This window comes from Qingshengfaniella alkalisoli (assembly GCF_007855645.1).
In the GTDB taxonomy this organism is placed as follows: Bacteria; Pseudomonadota; Alphaproteobacteria; order Rhodobacterales; family Rhodobacteraceae; genus Qingshengfaniella; species Qingshengfaniella alkalisoli.
Genome location: NZ_CP042262.1, coordinates 320,964 through 341,633, shown reverse-complemented (window position 1 = coordinate 341,633; position 20,670 = coordinate 320,964). Strand labels below are relative to the sequence as shown.

General features: G+C 57.8%; 19 protein-coding genes and 1 pseudogene. 5 read left to right on the top strand and 15 right to left on the bottom strand.

All coding sequences use genetic code 11. The annotated features are described in order from the left end of the window. Nucleotides 1-55: 55 nt before the first annotated feature. The 8 genes from FPZ52_RS12980 to FPZ52_RS12945 form a co-directional block, all read right to left on the bottom strand. Nucleotides 56-952, bottom strand: coding sequence for a 5'-methylthioadenosine/S-adenosylhomocysteine nucleosidase (locus FPZ52_RS12980; RefSeq protein ID WP_146366020.1), 897 nt, complete (start codon nucleotides 950-952; stop codon nucleotides 56-58). A gap of 289 nt (nucleotides 953-1,241) precedes the next feature. Continuing rightward, nucleotides 1,242-2,099: a DeoR/GlpR family DNA-binding transcription regulator gene (locus FPZ52_RS12975; protein WP_240804448.1), complete on the bottom strand. Its 858-nt coding sequence runs from the start codon at nucleotides 2,097-2,099 to the stop codon at nucleotides 1,242-1,244. Between the two features lie 37 nt (nucleotides 2,100-2,136). Further along, nucleotides 2,137-4,311 carry an endonuclease/exonuclease/phosphatase family protein gene (locus FPZ52_RS12970; RefSeq protein WP_146366019.1) on the bottom strand — a complete coding sequence of 725 codons (2,175 nt, stop codon included), beginning with the start codon at nucleotides 4,309-4,311 and terminating at the stop codon, nucleotides 2,137-2,139. A 311-nt stretch (nucleotides 4,312-4,622) separates the two neighbouring features. Then, the gene (locus tag FPZ52_RS12965; protein ID WP_146366018.1) at nucleotides 4,623-5,516 is read right to left on the bottom strand and encodes a hypothetical protein; all 894 of its coding nucleotides are present in this window, start codon (nucleotides 5,514-5,516) and stop codon (nucleotides 4,623-4,625) included. Between the two features lie 88 nt (nucleotides 5,517-5,604). Then, complete coding sequence (locus tag FPZ52_RS12960) at nucleotides 5,605-6,009, bottom strand: DUF2177 family protein (RefSeq protein WP_146366017.1); 405 nt, start codon at nucleotides 6,007-6,009, stop codon at nucleotides 5,605-5,607. Between the two features lie 10 nt (nucleotides 6,010-6,019). After that, nucleotides 6,020-7,285: an MFS transporter gene (locus FPZ52_RS12955; RefSeq protein ID WP_146366016.1), complete on the bottom strand. Its 1,266-nt coding sequence runs from the start codon at nucleotides 7,283-7,285 to the stop codon at nucleotides 6,020-6,022. Next, nucleotides 7,282-8,034 carry a DUF1365 domain-containing protein gene (locus tag FPZ52_RS12950; RefSeq protein WP_146366015.1) on the bottom strand — a complete coding sequence of 251 codons (753 nt, stop codon included), beginning with the start codon at nucleotides 8,032-8,034 and terminating at the stop codon, nucleotides 7,282-7,284. The genes FPZ52_RS12955 and FPZ52_RS12950 overlap by 4 nt, the downstream gene beginning before the upstream one ends. Next, nucleotides 8,031-9,308, bottom strand: a complete 1,278-nt coding sequence (locus FPZ52_RS12945; RefSeq protein WP_146366014.1) for an NAD(P)/FAD-dependent oxidoreductase — start codon at nucleotides 9,306-9,308, stop codon at nucleotides 8,031-8,033. The genes FPZ52_RS12950 and FPZ52_RS12945 overlap by 4 nt, the downstream gene beginning before the upstream one ends. 200 nt (nucleotides 9,309-9,508) lie before the next feature. Between FPZ52_RS12945 and FPZ52_RS12940 the strand changes: the two genes are divergently transcribed. Together FPZ52_RS12940 and FPZ52_RS12935 are read left to right on the top strand one after the other, a co-directional pair. After that, nucleotides 9,509-10,075 (top strand): sigma-70 family RNA polymerase sigma factor, encoded by a 567-nt coding sequence (locus tag FPZ52_RS12940; protein ID WP_276617455.1) that lies wholly within the window; start codon nucleotides 9,509-9,511, stop codon nucleotides 10,073-10,075. Beyond that, a complete protein-coding gene (locus FPZ52_RS12935; protein WP_146366013.1) occupies nucleotides 10,072-10,707 on the top strand; it encodes a ChrR family anti-sigma-E factor in 636 nt (211 codons plus the stop codon). Before FPZ52_RS12940 ends, FPZ52_RS12935 begins: the two co-directional genes overlap by 4 nt. Nucleotides 10,708-10,767: 60 nt before the next feature. Here the strand turns inward: FPZ52_RS12935 and FPZ52_RS12930 are convergent, their stop codons facing one another. From FPZ52_RS12930 to FPZ52_RS12905, 6 genes are all read right to left on the bottom strand, one after another. Beyond that, nucleotides 10,768-11,256 (bottom strand): fasciclin domain-containing protein, encoded by a 489-nt coding sequence (locus FPZ52_RS12930; protein ID WP_205758629.1) that lies wholly within the window; start codon nucleotides 11,254-11,256, stop codon nucleotides 10,768-10,770. Nucleotides 11,257-11,350: 94 nt separating this feature from the next. Continuing rightward, nucleotides 11,351-12,115: an SDR family NAD(P)-dependent oxidoreductase gene (locus FPZ52_RS12925; protein ID WP_240804447.1), complete on the bottom strand. Its 765-nt coding sequence runs from the start codon at nucleotides 12,113-12,115 to the stop codon at nucleotides 11,351-11,353. A gap of 451 nt (nucleotides 12,116-12,566) precedes the next feature. After that, nucleotides 12,567-12,728, bottom strand: a complete 162-nt coding sequence (locus FPZ52_RS19435) for a DUF6525 family protein (RefSeq protein ID WP_276617454.1) — start codon at nucleotides 12,726-12,728, stop codon at nucleotides 12,567-12,569. 196 nt (nucleotides 12,729-12,924) lie between these two features. After that, on the bottom strand, nucleotides 12,925-14,127 hold the full coding sequence (locus FPZ52_RS12915; RefSeq protein WP_146366012.1) for a GTP-binding protein: 1,203 nt from the start codon (nucleotides 14,125-14,127) through the stop codon (nucleotides 12,925-12,927). Nucleotides 14,128-14,271: 144 nt separating this feature from the next. Beyond that, nucleotides 14,272-15,183: a nickel/cobalt transporter gene (locus FPZ52_RS12910; RefSeq protein WP_146366011.1), complete on the bottom strand. Its 912-nt coding sequence runs from the start codon at nucleotides 15,181-15,183 to the stop codon at nucleotides 14,272-14,274. Beyond that, nucleotides 15,174-15,815, bottom strand: coding sequence for a DUF1007 family protein (locus FPZ52_RS12905; RefSeq protein WP_168201354.1), 642 nt, complete (start codon nucleotides 15,813-15,815; stop codon nucleotides 15,174-15,176). The genes FPZ52_RS12910 and FPZ52_RS12905 overlap by 10 nt, the downstream gene beginning before the upstream one ends. A gap of 325 nt (nucleotides 15,816-16,140) precedes the next feature. Here FPZ52_RS12905 and FPZ52_RS19605 point away from each other — a divergent pair. From FPZ52_RS19605 to FPZ52_RS12885, 3 genes and pseudogenes are all read left to right on the top strand, one after another. Next, nucleotides 16,141-16,753, top strand: a pseudogene (locus FPZ52_RS19605) (IS30 family transposase); the annotation flags it as partial. 111 nt (nucleotides 16,754-16,864) lie between these two features. Next, the gene (locus tag FPZ52_RS12890) at nucleotides 16,865-17,845 is read left to right on the top strand and encodes an ABC transporter substrate-binding protein (protein ID WP_146366007.1); all 981 of its coding nucleotides are present in this window, start codon (nucleotides 16,865-16,867) and stop codon (nucleotides 17,843-17,845) included. Continuing rightward, a complete protein-coding gene (locus FPZ52_RS12885; protein ID WP_240804444.1) occupies nucleotides 17,838-19,544 on the top strand; it encodes an ABC transporter permease in 1,707 nt (568 codons plus the stop codon). The genes FPZ52_RS12890 and FPZ52_RS12885 overlap by 8 nt, the downstream gene beginning before the upstream one ends. 4 nt (nucleotides 19,545-19,548) lie before the next feature. On the opposite strand, the gene FPZ52_RS12880 is transcribed toward FPZ52_RS12885, so the two are convergent. After that, nucleotides 19,549-20,562 carry an ABC transporter ATP-binding protein gene (locus FPZ52_RS12880; RefSeq protein ID WP_146366006.1) on the bottom strand — a complete coding sequence of 338 codons (1,014 nt, stop codon included), beginning with the start codon at nucleotides 20,560-20,562 and terminating at the stop codon, nucleotides 19,549-19,551. Nucleotides 20,563-20,670: the final 108 nt, after the last annotated feature.

Below are 20,670 nucleotides of genomic sequence, written 5' to 3'. Positions count from 1 at the left end.
GTTTTGGCTCGCGCTGGTATTCGCCTGATTTTTCTATCGAACCGGCGCTACGCCATCAGGGCGTTTCCATCCTCTCGAGAAATGCCAGAACCACCGACGCCGAATTGGTAGCGGCAAGATCAAAAAACGTTGTCATCTCGTTTTCACCCGGCCCGCCGCCGGCGAGATCGGAAAGTGATCGGAAGGCGATGAACGGTACTTCATTGGCATACGCGACATGGGCAACTGCAGCACTTTCCATATCGAGAACTTTGGCCTCGAAGGTGTCCGAGACGTAATTGCGGAAGTCGGCATTGTCCACGAAGGAGGCGCCTGACACGCCGTTGCCACCGACCTCGACTTTCGGGGCTGCTGTCAGACAGGAATTATCCGGGTTGCAATCCTCAAGAGACAGGGTTCCGGCGACTTCTTGAGCGGCGGCGAGAAGGGCAGGGTCGGTTTCGAACCAGAACTTTGGCTCCGGTTCTCCGCCGCGAGCACTTGTGACGTCCACTGTCTGCGGAAACATCATGCCGTAGTTTGGAAACTCCGTCGTCATCCATGGCGGAACAGCAAAGCCCTCGGCCGTCTCACGCGCCATGATCGTTTCCAGATACTGTCCCCACTGCGCTGGCACCACCACATCGCCGATGTTCAGGGAAGAATCCACGCCGCCGGCGATGCCGGAGAACACGATTGCGCCAATATCGAAGTGGTCTAGAGCAACCTGTGTGGTCATTGCAGCATTGACCATGGAAATGCCCGACAAGAACAACACCACGTCCTTGCCACCAAGCGTGCCTGTGATGAAATGGTTGCCGTTGATTACCGTTTCTTCGGCGTTCGCAAGCTCGTCCTGCAGCGCTATCCATTCAGGCGCGAAAGCGGACATCACGGCCACCTTTGATCCTTCGGCGCAAGCGGGCAGGGCGGTCGCGCAAATCACTGCGCTGGTTGTGAGCTGTCTCAGCATTGGGTTACCTCTCGTAGCAGTCTGATCATAACGTCGCTGAATTGCGCAAGAAAAGGGAAGGGGCGGCCTCACCCTTTAGGAGACATGCTCCACCATAGTGGGATGTTGATCACATTTTGCGCAAACCACCGAGTATCTGGCACGAAATCGGTCAGGCGAATTCTAGCTTTGGCATCGCAGGTAGTAGCGATGATCACATTATGGCATGGTGTAGATCTCAGCAAAATCACTTAACCAACGGTAGCCGCTAGTATCCTACCCGCTCTGTATTCAGACATGGGCGAGACAGCTAGGCTCGCGTGTATCTTACAAGTACACCGGCATGTCGCGCTACCGCCTCGATAGGTGCAGGAAGCGCCGCGTCTGTTATCAGGATGTCGACGTCGCTAAGCGAGCCGAGACGCACCAGACCGCTCTGACCGAATTTGCTGCTGTCGGCTGCCAACATCACTTGACGAGACTGGCCTATCGCAGCGCGGACGGCTTCGACCTCGCCATGGTCGTCATCACCCAGATCTCCGTCCTCATCGATGGAGGACACCGACAGTATCGCAAGGTCGAACTTGAAGCCTGTAATGAAAGCCGTGACCTTGTCCTGAAACACGCCACCATCCACCTGGCGGACAAAACCACCCGGGACGGCCACGGTGAAGTCGGTCATCTCGCTGAGATATGCCGCGATCCGTATGCTGTAGGTTACAATCCGAAGGCCGCGCTTGTGTGTGATCGTGCGGGCGATGGCTTCGCAGGTGGTGCCAGTGTCCAGAAAGATTGAACTGTCGTCGGCGATCTGTTCGGCGACACAGGCCGCGATGCGGTCCTTGGCAAGAGCGTTGCGAACCCGCCGACCGCGAAGTTCTTCGGCCTCGACCGAATGGCCGATCATCGCGCCGCCATGGATACGCCTGATGCGGCCTTCCTTCTCCAGTTCTGTCACATCCCGGCGCGCGGTTTGTGTCGTGACGTTGAAATGCCGCGCGATGGCGTCCAGCGACAGGTACTGCTGCGTGGCCAGATGCTTGACCAGCAGGGACTTCCGTACGGTTTTCTTGTCGCCGCTCATCCGGCCCCAGTCATTGCCGTCAATCTTGTTCAGGATATGTCCTAACTTGCCCAAGGTGTCACGGTTGAAAAGTGAAGGGGCCACGCGAGATGGCCCCTGAACCTCTGAATTGCTCGCAGGATTAGCTACGGCGACGCAGCCGCCGGGTCAGACCAAGACCTGTCAGACCACCCAGAAGCAACAGCGCGGGCGCCGGAAGCGGCACTGCGGAGGGCGCGGCGGCGAAAAAGCCGATGTCGTTACCATCTCCGCCTGCATAGGAGAAATACAGGTTGGCGCTGATCGTGGAAATCAGATCCCCTTCGCCCAGCCCCGCGAATTGCCCGAACAGGTCCCCTTCCAGATTGATCAGCGAGTAGAACAGACCGTCCTCGAAAGACAGATCTGCGAAGTGATCCGTCTCGAACAATGTATCGTTCAGGTGCAGATCACCAGCTACCGTGAGCGTTTCGAACATTGCAAGGGGATCGTCGCTCAGACCGCCTTCGAAGATCGCGTCCGTATCCATTGACAGATTGCCATAGACCGTACCGCCGCCTGACAGGATGGCGGAGTCCGCGACGAAGACGTCGCTTTGCACACTGCCCGCAAGATCAAGCTTGCCTTCCAGCACCTCGGTGCCGCCCCGATAGGAATTGTCGGCGTCCAGAACGAGCGTGCCCGCACCTGTCTTTTTCAGCGCTCCGTCGCCGGAAATTTCGCGGGCGGCGGTTACAGTATGGTCGACTTCCTTCACGCTGACAGTGCCGCCGGTGTCTTCGAGCGACACTTCGCGATTCAGCGTGTCCATTTCCGTCCCATCGATGCGCAGTGTGCCATCCGACAGACGCAGCTTGGCTGTGCTGCCGCCAAGGGCCGCGTCCTCGTCAACAATGACCGTGCCGCCATCCGTGACCAGCGTTTCTGTAATGAAGCTGTGATCGTCGATGCAGTAGTCGTTTATGGCGGTCTGAAAGCGCGCGTCACTACTGCCACAATCCAGAAGTGTTTGCTTTTCCTCCGTGGTCAGCCCCATCAATGTGGGGTTGCCGTATTCGTCGGAGACCTGACCAAGATAGACATCCGTTCGCATGTTGTTGCGGGTCAGGTGATAGACACCGCCATCCGCCTCGAACGTGTTCGCGCCCTCGCCCCAGACAAGACGGGTTTGCTCATTGCCTTCCGTATCGTCGAAATATTCCAGCTTGGGGCCGACCCAGGCGAGATCATGCGCGACCAATTCGTGATCCGAAAATGCTTTGCCGCTTTCGGTGACGTCGGTCTGATCCAGAACTCCGGTGTAGGGATCATCGGCAGCATCGACGACCTGCCACCATTTCCCGAAGGGGCGCGAGGCCATCATGTGGTCGATCTTCACGCGATCCCAGCTTGGCCAGACATTGGTGTGGTCTTCTTCGACCGAGGTCCATGTCGTGCTGCCATCGCCCAGTTCGTGCGGGGCGAACTTTTCGCGCGAGGTTTCGGTCTGAAGCATGATGAAGTCCCGCTTCATCATGTTCATCGTCACGGGCGTATTGTGTTCGACCGGGTGCATCTCGTCGGCGAACAGGCTGTCAGGGATATCATTGAGCGACAGGCTCTGGCCGCGATGGTCGGCGATGAAGCTGTTCATAGCGTCTTTGTCGACGGCGTATTCGTCCAGAAGCGTGGCATAGAAGCTGTTATTGGATCGAAGATAATTCTGTAAGATCAGCTTTTGCTGGCTCGCGCGGTGCATCCCTCGTTCTGAGACGTCACCGGCGTTGTAGTCGCCCGACAGGATGACCGAACGGTTGGTTGAGGACGACCAATCGAGGATACCTTCCATTTCGCGTAGGCGGGTTGTAGACGGATCGCGGTAGTCGAGGTGGAGTGACCCGAAGATCGTCTCTGGCGTACCGCCGGCACCTGTCGTGGACTGATACGCGATGTCGTCACCGCTGTAAGTGCGTCCCATCGTACCTTCCACGCGGCTGAGCACACCGTTGTCGCCCTGCTTGATATAGGTGTATTCACCCAAACCTGCGTCGCGCAGACGCTGCTGCAGACCGGTCAAGTAGGCTTCGCTTCCCAGTTCCTGGAAGTTGATGATGTCGTAGCCGCCTTCGACGAAAAGTGGTGCGATCGCGTCGAGGTTGTTCCGAAACTGGTCGCCCCAGGTGTTGAAGGTCATGATGCGAAGCGACTCCTGGTTGTCCTCCGCAAAGACCGGGCCCGACAGAAGGCTTATCGCTGCAACGCTGCCGAAGAGCATTGACCGACGCAGTTGCCGCGCGGAAACAGCGCGATAGAACGAGGTGAGGCTGTGAGAAAACATGATACCCTGCTTACTTTGGCGACGTGAGTGGCAAATGAGGCCGTATAGAATGGCAGGGCTGTCATAGAGGCAGCAAATGACCGATATGTGACATTTGTCGAGAAATTAACATTTTGTTGGACTTCTTGCGATCATCGGGCCTTTGATGATTTTCGCTCGCATGTATCTTGCCTGCCCCTGTTAAGCAGTAAGGGGCATGTGCGAAGATCGTCGGTCCACGACGCGAACACAGTTAAGGCTTGCAGCAATCAGCCCAGCGTGGACGCTCGACAGGGGCCGAGGACGGCCCCACCAAAAACCCGGTGTATTGTTCAGAACGCCACTTTCAAACGCGCGCCCAGGATCAGTGCCGGGTCGAAATCCTGCCGTTCCAAATTGTCACCATGCTTGTCTTCCACGGCAATCTGCCCATCGAGTTCCGCACCGGCGAAGCCCGACAATGTCAGTCCGGCCCCATTGTCGTACTGCGCGCGCGCCACCACTGCGGTCAGTTCGTCTCGCCCGACCCGGTCGTCATCGGCGAGACGGAATTTGAAATCTTCACGCCGTATGGTCAGCCCGAGCGTCAGCTGGTCCGAAGCATCGAAATTGACGCCTATACCGGGGCCGCGTGTTGCGCCGAAAGCCGATCCATTGCCGACGCTGAGCCGGTCGGTGATCTGCCAGTCGATAAGAACAATGGGGAACAGATCCGCACCTTGATCGGAACCGAGCGACGTATAGGCGCCCACGCCGGGACCGAAGCTGAATCGGTCAGTGACCTGCCAACTCAGCCCGACCAACGCGCCACCCGTCAGGCCGTCATTGAACGACACGCCATCTTCCCCGGCGAAACGAAGCGTCGGAACGAAAAGAAGGCTTGTGGTCTCACCAAGCGCTTGGCGGACAGGCAGAGACAGTTGAAACTCGTGGATGTCTTCCCAGGGCGATCGGCCACCTGAGAAGTCATAATGCGATACCCCGAAAGATGCAGAGACGCCTGCGAAGAACCCCGCGCGTGCTGAAAGCATGGTCTCGCCACCAACGATGGTACGGGAGGCCTGGAATCTGCCCCCTTCCTCCAGATCGCGTTCTCCGCGATAGATTATTTCTCCTTCGATCGCCGGGCCGGTTTGGGCGGGGCCATCCTGAGCATCTGCCATGTTGGACTGGAGCGAAATGGCGCAGGCGAGCGCGGCGGTCAGAAGTTTCGCTGTGCGGGACAATCGGATTTCCTTACCGGTTTGGGTTCGGTGTTGCATGCAGCTTTGCCAAATCACGTGAGGCGTTTCCAGCCCTTCCGTCGCAACCTGTTCATACCGCGCTCATCTTCAGCATGATCGCCACGCCCGCCCATGCGGCGACGGCTGTCAGTGCGGTTCCCCATGCCGTGTCGAGGATGACCTGCTGCCACGTCCAGTCACCTAGCGTCGCGAAGTTGGTGAACTCATAGGTTGCATAGGACATCAGGCCGATCAACGCGCCGCCGATGAGGGCCTGGGTCGGTGCGCCCGACCGCAAAGCTGGGATAGAAACGAAATGGAGGACACCCATGATATATCCTAGATAGAACAGTATTGCCGGAGCCCAGCGTATATTTTCCGCCATGATATGACCGATATGTCGTTGGAATACCGGCTTGATCAAAAAGTTGAGCCCGATGCCATCCAACGCCAGGAAGATAACTGCCGTGATGATGTAAAGCGTCAGGATTTGCATGGCGGCCTCCTCAGGCAGGTGTCGGGGAAGGTTTGCGGGTGGGCAAGATTGACGAGGGGTTGATCAAGACAAACGCGACTGCGATCAGCTTCAACAGGCAGGGGAGGGCTGCGTAGAAGAAAGCCAGTGTGTTCAACCCGAGCGGGTCGTTTGGTCCTTGGGGTTCGAAACCGGCCAATTCCAACGCGGGCAGTGCGGCACTTGCTGCCAAGGCCAACGCCAATTTGTTGACCAAAGACCATAGGCCAAAACCGAAGCCCGTTGGCAGGCGCAGCGCGGACAGGGTGGATGAAAACAGTGCGGGCAACAGTACCAGATCCGCGCCCAATCCGATGCCAGAAACAACGCATATCAGGGCGAAAGCAAGGGTGTCGCCAGTTCCCAGGCGAAAGGCCCAACCGAAGGCAGCGATTGACAGAAGCATCCCGGCCAAAAGGACACTGCGCAGACTGTAGCCTGCGGTCAGCCGCGACCAAACTGGTGCGGACGTGCCTGCGGCCAAGAAAAAGAGGGCCAGAAACGGTCCGGCGAGTTCGGGTCTACCCAAGCGCTGTTCCACGAAAAACAGAAACAGGGTCGAGGTTAGGGCCACCGGCAGGGTGTTGATCATGGCGAGTGCCAGAAGGAGGATCGTTTCACGCCGAAAGACTCCTTGCCAACTTCCGACAGATGTTGGTTGTGGTGCGGCTGACCAGAACCGTATCGTCACCACCCCGACGGTCGCGCCCGTCACGGCGACGAGCCATCCGAAGGCCCGATACGTGTCAGAGACGTTCGCCAGTTGAAGTAAACCGGGTGCAGCGGCGGCGATGACGATGCCGATCAACGTGCCCGCCTCGCGCGTGCCAGCAAGGCGATAATGTCCCTGTGTGCCCTCCCGTGCGCCCCACGCGACGCCCTGAGCGTAGAACGCAATGTTCAACAGGCTGAATGCCGAGAACAGCAGGATCAGCCAGACGGACAACCAAACGGCTTTGAAGGTCGGGAAAGGCAGGGAAAATACCGCGAGAAAGCTCATGGCAAGTGCGAGGCTTGCGCCTACCCCAAACAACGTCCTGTGGCCCTTGTACTTGTCTATTGCCCATCCAAACGTGGCGTCTTGTGCGAAATCCACAATCCGCACGGCCAGCAAAATTACCCCGACCATTGACAGGGACAAACCCAGATCACGCGTCGCATATTGAGGCAGGTGGACGTAAAGTGGCAGACCGGCGAAGGCCAATAGACCGGCGATCAGACCCGCGTCGAGACGGGCGCGAGCGAATACAGCGGTCACCGCGAGACCTCATGCGCTGGCGGGGCAGGACGTCTGCGGTAACTTACGCCTTTCAACTTCAGTCGTATGGCTTGCCAGTAGATCAGTGCCAGGACGCGAATGGCTCCGGCTGGGCGACGCAGGGCGGACCCGAGCAGTGCGCGGTTGGTCAGGGGCTTGCGCGTGCCTTGGAGCGTCGCAATCACGCCGTTCTGCCCGTCGCGCAACAGTATGTGTATCGATACCGATCTTGCCGTTACGTCGAAACTGAACCGGTAATCGCCGGACACATCCTGGAACGGAGATACGTGAAAGATCTTGCGCGCCTTCATCTGGTCACCACGATAAATCGGTCCAAAGTCGTCCTTCGCGCAAAGATAGCTGTGGCGGTCGCCGAAAGTATTATTCACTTCGGCGATCACGGCGCGAAGCTCGTTATCCACCGACGCCAGCCAGAAACTGACGGGGCAGAACCAGAAGCCCAGACATCGCGGCTGAGTGAGCAATTCGACCTTACAATCGCAGCTGCCGGAAAATCCCGCTTCATCAAGAACCTGACGCGCCCAGGCTGCGCCGCTGCCGTTTCCGCGTTCTCCACCATTATCCCGATCATAAAGTGAAAACAGCGAAGGCCGGTTTCGTCCAAGCAGCATCTTGGGGCGTAACTCCTCTGGGGTGACCAGAAGGTAGTCCACGCCATAGCGAAAGCTGTTTCGGGTGTGACCCAGCCTCCGATGATAGGTTGATCCTTTGACAAGCTGTGCTGTCATGCAGGCACCCTTAGCAATGCCTGCGCGGCCGCCAAGCCGCTGGCGAAGCCGTCCTCGTGAAAGCCGTTCCCAAGCCAGGCACCTGCGAACCAGCTTCGATTAAGACCTTGAATCGTCGGAACCTCGCGTTGAGCCTTGATGGCTGCGTGATCGAACATCGGATGGCGGAAGGTATGTTCGTCGTAGATGCATTCCTCCCGGACAGGGTCCAGCGGATTGAGCGTAACGAACAGCGGGTCGTCCAGCGGAATGTTCTGAAGCCGGTTCATCCAGTAGGTGACGCTGATGCCGGCCTGTTCTTCGGCCAGCCGCGCGCGATATACCCATGACGACCAGCATTTACGACGCTTGGGCATATGAACGGGGTCACGATGCAATACCATCCTGTTGTCTTGATAGCGTACGGCACCGAGCAGCCTTTGTTCGTCCGCGGTCGGGTTTTGCAGGATTTCCAGCGTCTGGTCAGGATGTCCTGCAAAGATGATCTGGTCAAACCGTTCGGCGGGGGCATCAATCGGCTTAACTTCGACATGGGCGGGAGTGCGTTCCACGTTGGCGACAGTGCAATTCGTTCGGATATCGACGCCTTTTGCAGTCAAATGGCGTTCAAGCCTTTCGACATAAGACCGGCTGCCGCCTGAGACCGTCCACCACTGTCGATGACCGCGATTTGTCAGCAGATGATGGTTCTTGAAGAACCGGATCAAGGCAGCGGCAGGAAAGTCGAGGATTTGCTGCGCTGGCGTCGACCAGATGGCACCGCAAAGCGGGGTCAGGTAATAGTCACGGAACCAGCGACCCAAGCGCAGATCGGAGACGTATTCGCCAATTGTCAGGCTGTCATTGGCCTGCAGCTGGTTGGCGTGTGCGTTGAACTTAAGAATGTCTCCGATCATCCCGTAGAAGAATGGCCGCAGAAGATTGCGCCGCTGACCGGTCAGGGTACTCAGGGTTTGCAAACCGTATTCGATCTTACCGTTATTGATGCTCGCGGCGAAGCTCATGTCGCTCGTCTCCACGGGTACATCCAGCCGGTCAAACATCCCCGTCAGATGCGGGTAGTTCACGTAGTTGAACACGATGAAGCCCGTGTCGACGGGCTGGTCGGCATGTCGCCCTGCGATCACTGTACGCGCATGCCCCCCGAGTTTCGGCGCGGCCTCCATCAGCGTAACGTGGTGTTGCTCGGCAAGATGGTAAGCGGCTGCGAGGCCTGAAACACCGCCTCCAACGACGGCAACACGTCGGGGTCCGGCAGGTTGATCGAACGACATTCTGTTCCTCGTAACTTTTGATCCCTCTGGCTTTTCTACGGTCTGGTCTGCTGTTCGGATCATCTGGTGATCCGAAAAAGCTTGTTGCACGTAACAAAGCTATGATGAACTGTGGGACACATAGAACGCCGTCTAACGACATGGCAATTGCGGGGTCGGCCAGCGGTCTTCGCGATATGAGGATCAGGAGAAAACGCCCTTTGCCAGCGCAGCGCAGTCGAAAGATATCGCACCACACGGCGCTGATGATCGCTATACGTGATCGACGGGACAAGGCGGCCTTTGCCGAACTGTTTGACCATTTTGCGCCGCGTCTGAAGTCGGTGTTGGTGCGTAACGGCGCCAGCGATACCGAAGCCGAGGACATCATTCAGGATGCGATGCTGACGCTTTGGCAGAAAGCACATTTGTTCGATGCGCGCCGGGCGCAGGTGTCGACGTGGATTTATCAGATCGCGCGAAACCGTCAGATTGATCGCCTTCGCAAAACCACCCGTCCGATCCCTGCGGACCTCTTTACCAGCGGTGAAGATACAAACCAGCAAGACGACATTTTCGCGCTGGAGCAGGAAGCAGATGCGTTGCGACGGGCGCTTGCCGAGCTTCCGGTGAAACAGAAAGAGATTCTGGAAAAGGCCTATTTCAGCGACGCTACCCATGCGGAGATTCGTGAAGATACCGGATTGCCGCTGGGAACGATCAAGTCTCGGATACGTCTGGGGCTAGACAGGTTGCGCCACGAACTGAAGCATTTGAGACCGTCATGAGTACGCCCCGTCATCATATCACCGATGCGTTGATGTCGCTTTATCGCTTGGGGGGATTGCCGACACCCTTTGCCGTTACGGTTGCCGCGCACCTGTCGCTCTGCAATGAATGTCGCGCGACGTATGAAGCATCGCTTGTGCCCGGGGGGTTGTTGCTGGAGATGTCTGACGGCACACCGCTTTCGCCCGAGTTGAAATCTTCCGTTATGGGTATGTTGGATGACAGCCCGTCACCATCGGCAACGTCTGCCGATCCCGTACTGTTACCACAGCCGGTGCGGGCGCTTTTGGCCGAGGGTGAACCCAATTGGCGACGTGTCGCACCGGGGTCGCGTCAGGCCATCTTGCAGAACGACAGCGAAGGATCGCTTCGGCTTCTGGAATTTGCTGCTGGTCAAACCGTTCCCGAACATTCGCATGGCGGAAACGAGTTGACCCTGATCTTGCAGGGCAGTTTTTCCGATGTGACCGGGACCTATCGCGTTGGCGATCTCCAGATCGCGGATGACACGCTCGATCACGCACCGAAAGCCGCCCCGGGCATGCCCTGTATCTGCCTTGCCGCAACTGATGCGCCGTTGAAGTTCAGAGGGCTCATACCGCGCCTGTTGCAGCCGTTTCTGAGAATCTGACGAAAGCCCCGGCGATTTCGCGCCAGGGCTATAGGACTACATGGTTCTGCCGATCGAGGGTTACTCAGGTGGCATCATCACCGCATCAATCACGTGAATGACGCCATTAGACGCTTCGATATCCGCCTGGACGACATTCGCGTTTTCAACCTCCACGCCGTTCATGGCATCGATCGACAACTCGGGACCGGCCACCGTTTTGGCGCGCACACGCTTGCCTGCGATGTCGCTTGACATGACCTTCGCAGGAACGACGTGATAGGTCAGAATTCGCGTCAGTTGATCCTTGTTTTCTGGCTGTAGAAGCGTCTCGACCGTGCCGTCTGGCAATGCGGCGAAGGCTTCGTCAGTCGGTGCGAACACGGTAAATGGCCCTTCACCCTTCAAAGTCTCCACCAGACCTGCCGCCTGAACCGCCGCCACAAGCGTTTCAAACGAGCCGGCCGATACCGCGGTGTCAACGATGTCAGCGCTTTGAGCGGCAGCGGCAAGTGGGGTAAACGCGAGGGTGCCGGCGGTCATCGCCATGCAAAACTGTCTGCGTAGCATGTCTTCTTCCTTCCTGTGAAAGTGAACATGATGCGGCCACATCGCGCTTGTTACGGGTGGTAGGGAAAGATGGATCATAATTTCTGGTAGCGGATTAGCGTGCCAGCCGACGGGCAAGCCTGAGCGACAACCAATAGGGCAGGGCGCGCATCAGCTTCATCACAAAAGTAAAGCGTTTGGGAAAATGGATCTCGAAGCCGGATCGGGCCAGTCCTTCCACTATATCACGTGCTGCCTGATCCGCATCTACCAGGGCAGGCATCTGAAACTCGTTCTTGTCGGTCAGCCGCGTTTTTACGAAGCCGGGGCAGACGAGACGGACATCGATGTCGGGCGCCATCTCTACCTGCAGCGTTTCGGCCAGATTTATGATCGCAGCTTTGGTGGCAGAGTATGCTTGCCCACGCGGGAGGCCGAAATATCCTGCGACTGATCCAAACAGAACGAGCTTGCCATGTTTTCTAAGAAGCCTCGGAGCGAGTTGCGACACATGTATGCTGCCCAACAAATTGACGGCGACAATGTCCTGACATTTTTGTGGATCGGCTTCGGCCAAACGGCTCGGATCGTACAACGAAGCGAGGCATAAAATTCCGCTCAACTGGCCTTTACCTATTACATCGCCGGCAGCGTAAAGTTCCGCTCTGGAGCTGACATCCAGTGGCAGAATTACAGGCTCATTCCGCAAGTCTGCACCGAGATTGGACAATGCTTCTTGATCGCGAGCCGACAGCACAAGCTTTGATCCGCGGCGGTCCAGCTCCTTGGCGAGCGCTGCACCAATGCCACTGCTCGCACCGATGATCCAAAAGCGCCTATTGGCGAATTTATCTTCCTGATTCATAATAGAGTGCCACAATACTGTCTGTCGGTAATCCTTTTACGTGCGCCCGCCTGAGGCGGTTCAGTCGCGGGCTATCTTCAGAAGTTCGTCTGAAATGTGCTTAGGTCAGACCGTGCGCTTGAAGCTCCGCTTGCCGGAGGCATCGATTGAAGCGATGGAAGGATACAGCAACAAAGCCTCACCGTATGGCCTTTCGCCCGAGCGCCATCTGCTGCGTAGCCATGCTGTTCGGTTCGTCAATACCCCGGTGCGTCTGGCAGGTCATAGTATCCAGTGGCTCGGGTTGGCTGCATTGACTGCCCCGGCTCACGACCCGGTGAGCAGGTAATTGCTTTCACCGAAACGCTTTCGCTATGTCTGGATGCGTCGTACCCCAGATCTCTATCTGGTCCTGGCGCAGCATGGTGCGTTCGACTTCGGAAAGATGCGAGAGGGCTGCCTCTTTATCTCCGTGATGTCGAGAAAGCTACCGCCGCCAAAGCCGTCGCGCGGAGTGAGCAGACCATGGGAGCGCAGCCTGCGCCAACCACCGGCGCAACTCAGGGGGCAGGCCGTCGAACGAAGCCATCGAGTTAGCCCGCCGCCGCCGCTTCAGCGCGCTGCGACTATTCGAGATGTGGCGCACCATTACGCTTTCCTTCGACCAGATGGATCACAAGAAGCAGCCTTGTATATCCGGTGCCGCCAATCGGTGGGCAACTTAGAAAGTCTGCGTTGCCATATCGCTACAGCGCAGCCGGGTCGGTGGATCTCGCGCAAAACGTCCACCGACCCGGCTTCAATGATGTCGCGGGCGGTTGTGCTGGGTTGATTCACGCCCAGCACTAAGCGGCTTGCGGCGCGGGACGCCAACTGGGGAAAGGATCGGGAAGGTCTTGCCACTGGTGGGGGGCGAAGCTGTTTTTGTCGCCAACGAGCGCTGCGTCGAGAGCCGCGGTGATTCCCGCGCGGTCCATGCCGGAGCCGATGAACACCAGTTCCTGCCGACGGTCGCCAAAGGGTTCCTGCCAGTGCTGCTTGAGATAGGCGATCGCCTGAGGATGATCAGGCCAACGGTCCTGGGGCACCGTCGCCCACCACATACCCATGGGCTTCACGCTGCTGAGCGCTCCGGCCAGCGAGAATTCGGCAAGCCAGTCGGGGCGGGTGGCGATCCAGAAATGTCCTTTGGCACGGATGACTCCGGGAAGTTCTCCGTTGAGCACATCGTGGATCTTCTGCGGATGGAAGGGCCGCCGTGCCCGGTAGACGAAGGATGATACGCCGTATTCCTCGGTTTCCGGCACATGGTCGGTAAAACCGTAAAGCTCCTTGGCCCACATTGGATGCAGATGCGCCTTGTCGAAATCGAACAGGCCGGTATCGAAAATCCGTTCGCTCGGCACTTTGCCGTGGTCAGTCTCGATGATCTGCGCGTCGGGGTTCAGCGAAGTCACGATCTTGCGCGCGGCTTCAAGCCGTTCCGCTCCGGCGTCGGTGATCTTGTTGAGCACGACTACGTCGGCGAATTCGATCTGGTCCACGAGCAGGTCCACCAACGTGCGATCATCCTCGTCTCCGAGGCTTTCGCCGCGCTCGCGGATGAAGTCATGGCTGGAGTAGTCGTTGAGCAGGTTAACCGTGTCGACAACAGTCACCAGCGTGTCGAGTCGGGCGACATCAGAAAGACTGTCGTCATTCGCGTCGCGGAACTCGAAAGTGGCGGCGACTGGTAGCGGTTCGGAGATGCCGGTGGACTCGATTAACAGGTAGTCGAAACGTCCCTCTTTCGCGAGCAGGTCGTCGCGCAGGGTGCAGCAAATGCAACCGTTTGACATCTCGACCAGCTTTTCTTCTGTATGGCTGAGATCGGCGCCGCCATCGCGCACGAGGTCGGCGTCGATGTTCACTTCGGACATGTCGTTCACAATCACTGCGACGCGGCGGCCTTCCCGGTTGTTCAAGACATCGTTCAGAAGGGTCGTCTTACCGGCTCCGAGAAATCCGGACAGAACGGTAACCGGCAGGCGCGTATCCTTGGCTGGCATCGGTGGCTCCAACTAATAAAGTTATGTAATAACATCACATACTATGGGCAAGAACGAGCACCTGCAACCCTGATTTCAAGGCTTATCGGGCAGCTGAGTTCTGGGGTCGGCCCCTCGAAAAAGCTGCCGAGAGCTAAACCCCAACTATAGGTAGCGCGACAGCATGCCGAATGAAACGATTGCCAGAAGTACCCCCGCGGACATCTGAACGGCAGGGAATAGAATCCTGTCCCCAAAGCTTCGCTCGCTCAATGACGACAGCAGCGTACGCCCACCTACACCGGAACCGGCAACCAGCAGGTTGAAGGCGGCCGTGCCAAGTCCCATTGTGAACGTGGCTATGATCCCCGCGGGCAGAATTTCGAGGCGCCAGGCAATAACGAGTAAGAACAAGGCTCCGGTGCAGGGACGGATGGCGATGCTGGCGACCAGTGCGATTGTTTCTTTCCAACCGTTCAGGCGTTCCACGTCATCTGGTGACGGGCCATGACTGTGCCCGCAACCGCAAGCAGCGGAGCCGTGATCTTGGCAAACTTCCAAGGTTGGTTCGGGATGCGAAAGTGCAATCCAGGTCTTTTTCGCCCCACGCAAGGCAAGAATGCCGCCGATTAACCCGATTGCGCCGTAACTTGCCGGGACCAGAAAATCTTCTGTTGTGTCTATCAGAGAGGCACTGGTCAAAGTAATCACACTTGTTCCCACCCAAACGATCACCACAGCGGTCAACGATTGAGCAAGACTGGAGGCAAGAGTTAACACGGACATGCGGCGAATTGTTGCCCGGCTGGAAACTGCCGCAGTGCCGAGCAGGAATTTTCCATGCCCGGGTCCGATTGCATGAACAAAGCCATAGCCGAAGGTCAGGGAGCAAAGCGCCAGCAGGGCGTTCTTGTCACCCGTCCGTATAGCGCGCAACGACCCGGCCATCGCGTTCTGAATTTCGCGCTGTACGCCAGCTGCCCAATAGGTCACGGCATCGAGGTCGATGAGCGTCAACAAGAGCACGGCAACAGTTACGGCTGACAGGATCGTTGCAATGAACAAGATCAGTCGCATTGCAAGACAATCTCCTCGGCAAAAAGCGCACCGATATTCTCGTCTTGTGGCATTTCTTCTCGCGAAAGGGCGGCGAGTTTCCTTTGAAGGGCAGTTTCTTCTTCGTCTGGTGTGAAGCGTTTCACCGAAACTTGGCATTCAGTACCGTGGTCACCGGTTTGGCCAGCACCCGAGACCGAGTAGGCATAGTAATAATACGGGTCGTAAAGCTTCAGGGAAGCCGTGAGCCCGCTCACATTAACGGTGTTATCAAGATAGAGCTCGAAAGTGACGCCCACCTGATCATCAACGATGTATGCGGATGCGTTGTGCGGGCGTGACAGGTTCTGTTTCTGTCCGTCAATCCACAGATAGGTGTCGCCCTCATAGTCGGGTGGCCAATCTGTCTCGCCAAGTTTGATCTTTTCCAGATCGTCATCGTTTAGCTGACCATCGCCGTCACGATCCAGATCCAATGTGTCATACAGGACGAGCGTCGAGAAGGCATCATATAGCCAGTCAATCTTTACGCCGGCCAGTCCTCCGTCAGCGTCAAAAATATAAACCCCCTCTGCCTCTACAAAGACATGCGGATGGGCTGTTGCCGGGCTTGCGAACAGTGGCAGGACAAGGGCTGCTACGAGCGATTTCATATGTGCGAGATATCCCGACATCATCAGCTAGGCAACTGGCACATAGCTTTCGAAGCAGACATCGAGAAACCACATTTATAGCTCTGCATAGCTCAAAACCGAATGTAGCACCTTTCTAGCCCTGAAACTGCCAGCCGGTCGGTCGGTACTTTCAATCCACCGTCGGGAGATGGAAATAGTTTCCATTTTATTAACATAAGTATAGTTAAAGCATTTGTTGGGTACAGGGGTGCGCGCTACCATGCAGTGCAACTCCTATTAGATAACAATAAGTATCTAATAGGAGAAAGTGGCATGGGAGCCGTTTACACGCAACTATCAGTTAAAGCACATGGCGCAAGAGCTGTGGTGGTACCTGCCCGACACCGCAAAGCGCGTCGCCGCGTCGTGCAAGAAGCGTCAGGCCCCTAAGTTTGACCGTGATGTCAGCATTCTGTTCCGTCCTGACGATGTTGGTGCACCGTCGCCAGTTCGGCCCACTGGGAAGGCGATTTGATGCTGTTCAAACAGAAGCTTGGACAGTCCAATTCACCGTGCTGCTGAAGAACCCGAACAAGCGCACCAAGCCTGTAATGGGTAAAATCATGAAGGCCGTCCGCGACCTGCCCCACCTCGCCCGCAAATCCATCACCTTCGACCGCGGCCCCGAGTTCGTCTCATCGCCACATCTGCAGGCCGAGACCGGAACGCAAACATGGTTCTGCGATCCGTCCAGCCCCTGGCAGAAAGGCACCGTCGAAAACACAAATCGACGTGCGCGAAGATGGCTGCCGAGGAAGCGAGACATCACGGCACACACTGATCATGATTTGAAGATGATCAGTGACCGCCTTAACGCAACACCCAGAAAATGCCTCGGATGGAAGACACCCGCCGAGGTCTTCCGCGAAAAGATGATGGCAGAGATGGTCCAACGTCCCTACCCTCAACGCCAATAGAAGTCGCGGTTCAGGTATCGCTCACACCGAGTTCCCGACTGTCAAGGAACTGTTGTATGGGCCTGCTAAGTGGGCAAGAGCTTCAGGTAATACGAAGGACCGAACGACATCATGAACAAATTCCTGCTCAGTGCGGCTTTTGCAGCCTCCCTATCGACTGGTGCCATGGCACAGGATGTTTCAGGCAAGCTGGTACTGTACACGTCCCAGCCGAACGCCGACGCCCAACAAACCGTGGATGCATTCACAGCCAAGTATCCCGACGTTGAAGTTGAGTGGTTCCGCGATGGTACGACAAAGGTCATGGCCAAGCTGCGCGCCGAATTCGAGGCCGACGCGCCACAGCCTGATGTGCTGCTGATTGCGGACATGGTCACGATGGAAGGGTTGGAGGCAGAGGGACGTCTGATGGCCTACCCCGAGGCGGATGTGAGCGCTTACGATCCAGCAATCATGGACGATGAAGGTCACTATTTCTCGACCAAGCTGATCACCACCGGTATCGTTTACAACACCGTAGCCGATATGGTTCCGACATCCTACAATGATTTGCTGAAACCCGAAGCCGAAGGAAATGTCGCGATGCCTTCGCCGCTGACCTCGGGTGCGGCGACAATCCATATGGCGGCACTGACTGCGCATCCGGATCTTGGTTGGGATCTCTATGAAGGGCTGGCCAATCAGGGCGCCAACCCGCAGGGTGGCAATGGCGGCGTCTACAAGGCGGTCGCGGGTGGCGAACAGCTTTACGGCTTCGTCGTCGACTTCCTGCCAATCCGCGAAAAGGTCAATGGCGCCCCGGTGGAGTTCGTCTTCCCCGAAGAAGGCGTGTCGGCCGTGACTGAACCCGCCGCGGTCCTGTCGACCGCGCAGAACCCTGACGCGGCCAAGGCGTTCATTGACTTTCTGATTTCCGAGGAAGGCCAGCAACTGGCTGCGGATATGGGGTACCTGCCCGCGCATCCCGGTGTCCCCGCACCGGAAGGGTTTCCCGCGCGCGACGAGATCAAGCTGATCGAGTTCAGCCCTGCCAAGGCTCTGGCCGACGACCAGCAGAACAAGGAACGGTTCATCGAGATCTTCGGTGGCTAACCTATCACTGTTGAAGATCGACGGGCGCGGCGAGGCTATTACCCTCGCCGCGCTCTGCGTTGTTGCGGTGGTTCTGTTCGGGCTCCCGCTGGGACTTCTGGTGAACGTCGGAGTGGGCAACGGTCCCAACCTGTTGGTGGAGGCGCTCCGCGACGGATCAGTCCAGCGGGCGGCGTGGAACAGTCTTGAATCGGCGTCTCTCTCGGCACTGGCGGCCACCCTCGCCGGGACGTGTCTGGCCTTGACCATCGGCCTGACGGATGTCCGGGGCAAGGGTGTCGTCGTATTTCTGCTGCTCCTGCCGATGATGATCCCGCCACAGGTTACTGCCATTGCGTGGGTGCAGGCGCTCGGCCCGAGCAGCGCCGTGCTCAAGACTCTCGGGGTCGCGCCGCCGCCGGGCTCGCCGCATCCGCTCTACACGCCGTTCGGGGTCATGCTGCTGCTGACGGTGCAGCACACGCCGCTGGTGTGTCTTGTCGTGCTGGCGGCGTTGCGGACGCTGCCGCGCGAAATGATGGAAGCCGCGCGTCTGTCCGGAGCCGGGGTATTTCGCGTTCTGCGCCGTGTGATCCTGCCCCTGATTTCGGGCTCGCTTGTCGCCGGTTTCATGTTGGCTTTCGTGTCGGCGATGGGAAATTTCGGCATTCTTGCCATTCTCGGTATCCCTGCACGGTACACGACCTTGCCGGTATTGATCTGGCGTCGCCTGTCTAGTTTTGGACCCTCTGTCCTCACGGATGTGGCTGTTATCTCTATCATTCTTGGCGTGGTCGCCTTGGTGGCCATTACATTGCAGCGCTGGTTGCAGCGCCGGATGCGCGCGGCGGTTGTCGGGCCACCGCAGTTGCCACTGCGTATTGCGCTCGGACCGATGCGGCCACTGGCCGAAGGATTGCTGGCGCTTTACATCGCTGCGACCCTGTTTCTTCCACTCGCTGCTCTGGTCGCGACGGCTCTGGTCACGACTTACGGCCTGCCCCTCAACGCCCAAACGTTCACCTTGTCGAATTTCGCGGAGGTTCTGTTCCGTCAGGCCTCCACCGTGCGCGCCTTCGTCAACTCGACGTTGACGGCCGGTGTCGCAGCGTTGTTTCTGGCCGCGCTGTCCATCGCGATCGCCTATTTCATGTCGCGCCGGGATGGAACGCACCGACGGATCGGTGAAAGCCTCTCTGCGCTGGCAGATGTGAGTTACGCGATCCCCGGTCTTGTTATCTCCATCGCCTTCATTTTGGCCTTCATCCGCCCCCTGCCCGTCCTGAACATATCACTCTACAACACGCTTTGGATCATTCTGCTGGCCTATGTCACGGCCTACATGTCCATCGCATTGAAACCCGTAGCGGCCGCTTACGGTCAACTCGACCCCGCGCTTGATGACGCGGCGCGGGTCTCCGGTGCCGGGTTCGGGCTGCGGATGCGGCGTGTGTTTACGCCGCTGATGGCACCGGCTGCCGCTTCAGGGGCAATCCTTGTTTTTCTGACAGCCTACAACGAGGTCACGGTCTCGGCCCTTTTATGGTCCACGGGAAACGAAACGATAGGAACATCGATCTTCAACTTTGAAGATGGCGGCTATACCACGCTTGCCGCGGCGATGTCCTGCGTGACAGTGGTGGCAACCGTCGTTATCATGGCTGCGTTGGACCGAATTGGACGTCGACTGCCACCCGGAGTCGTGCCGTGGCGAATTTGATCGCTCAGTTCGGCAGGATCCATCCGCCTGTCAGGGTCACCTGCACCAGTTCACCGGATCGTAAGACCTGGGATGATGCGATGGGCACGCGCTCCGCCAGCCCTTCGACACACGCCATCGCTTCCCATGATCCGCCGCGATAGAACACATCTTCCAAGCGTGCAGGCACACCTTGCCCAAGCCGGACATCGCCGGGCCGGATCACGACGCGCGCCGGGCCATTCCGCCCCCTGTCCAACGGAACGGAAACCGGGCCGAGATCGGCCCGGTTTTCCTTCACCGTCCCAGCCAACACAGCGGCCCTGCCAATAAATCGTGCGACCTCTTCGGTGGCCGGTCGATCATGGATATCTTGCGGTGATGCAATCTGAAGGAACCGACCACCCCACATCACCGCGATCTGATCCGCCAAAGCCATCGCTTCACGCTGGTCGTGGGTAATGTACAGCGTCGTAACGCCAGCATCTTTATGAAAACGGCGAATTTCGGCTTCCATACGTCCACGCAGATGCGGATCGAGATTGGCGAGCGGCTCGTCCATCAGAACCGTTCGGGCACCACCCGCAAGGCAACGCGCCAGCGCGACCCGCTGCCTTTGCCCGCCAGACAGCGACGCGGGCAAGCGATCTGCGAAGGGCATCAGATCAACCGTGTTCAGGCTGTTCTCAACGATGTCTGCAATCTGCGCGCGCCCCATGCCTGCGGCTTCGGCCGGGAAAGCCACGTTCTGGCGAACCGTCATGTGAGGCCATAGCGCATAGGATTGAAACACCACGCCAGCCTGTCGCTGTTCAGGCGGGACATGTCGATCCACCCCGGAGACCTGCGCACCGTTTAACGCAATCTTTCCCTCATCAACCTGTTCCAGCCCCGCGATGAGGCGCAGCAGCGTCGATTTCCCGCATCCCGATGGACCAAGCACAACAAAAAACTCGCCATCCGTCAGCCGAGCCGTGACGCTGTTCACAACGGTGGTACCGTCGAACTTCTTTACTACGTTTTCAAGGATTAGAGACATTCGACCCACATTCGAAACCCATGGGGTCGGTTAGTCACCTTTGTGCAAACGGGCAATGCCGTCATTCGATTGTTGTGAAAATTTCACACTGTTAAGCGGAGCGTGTTT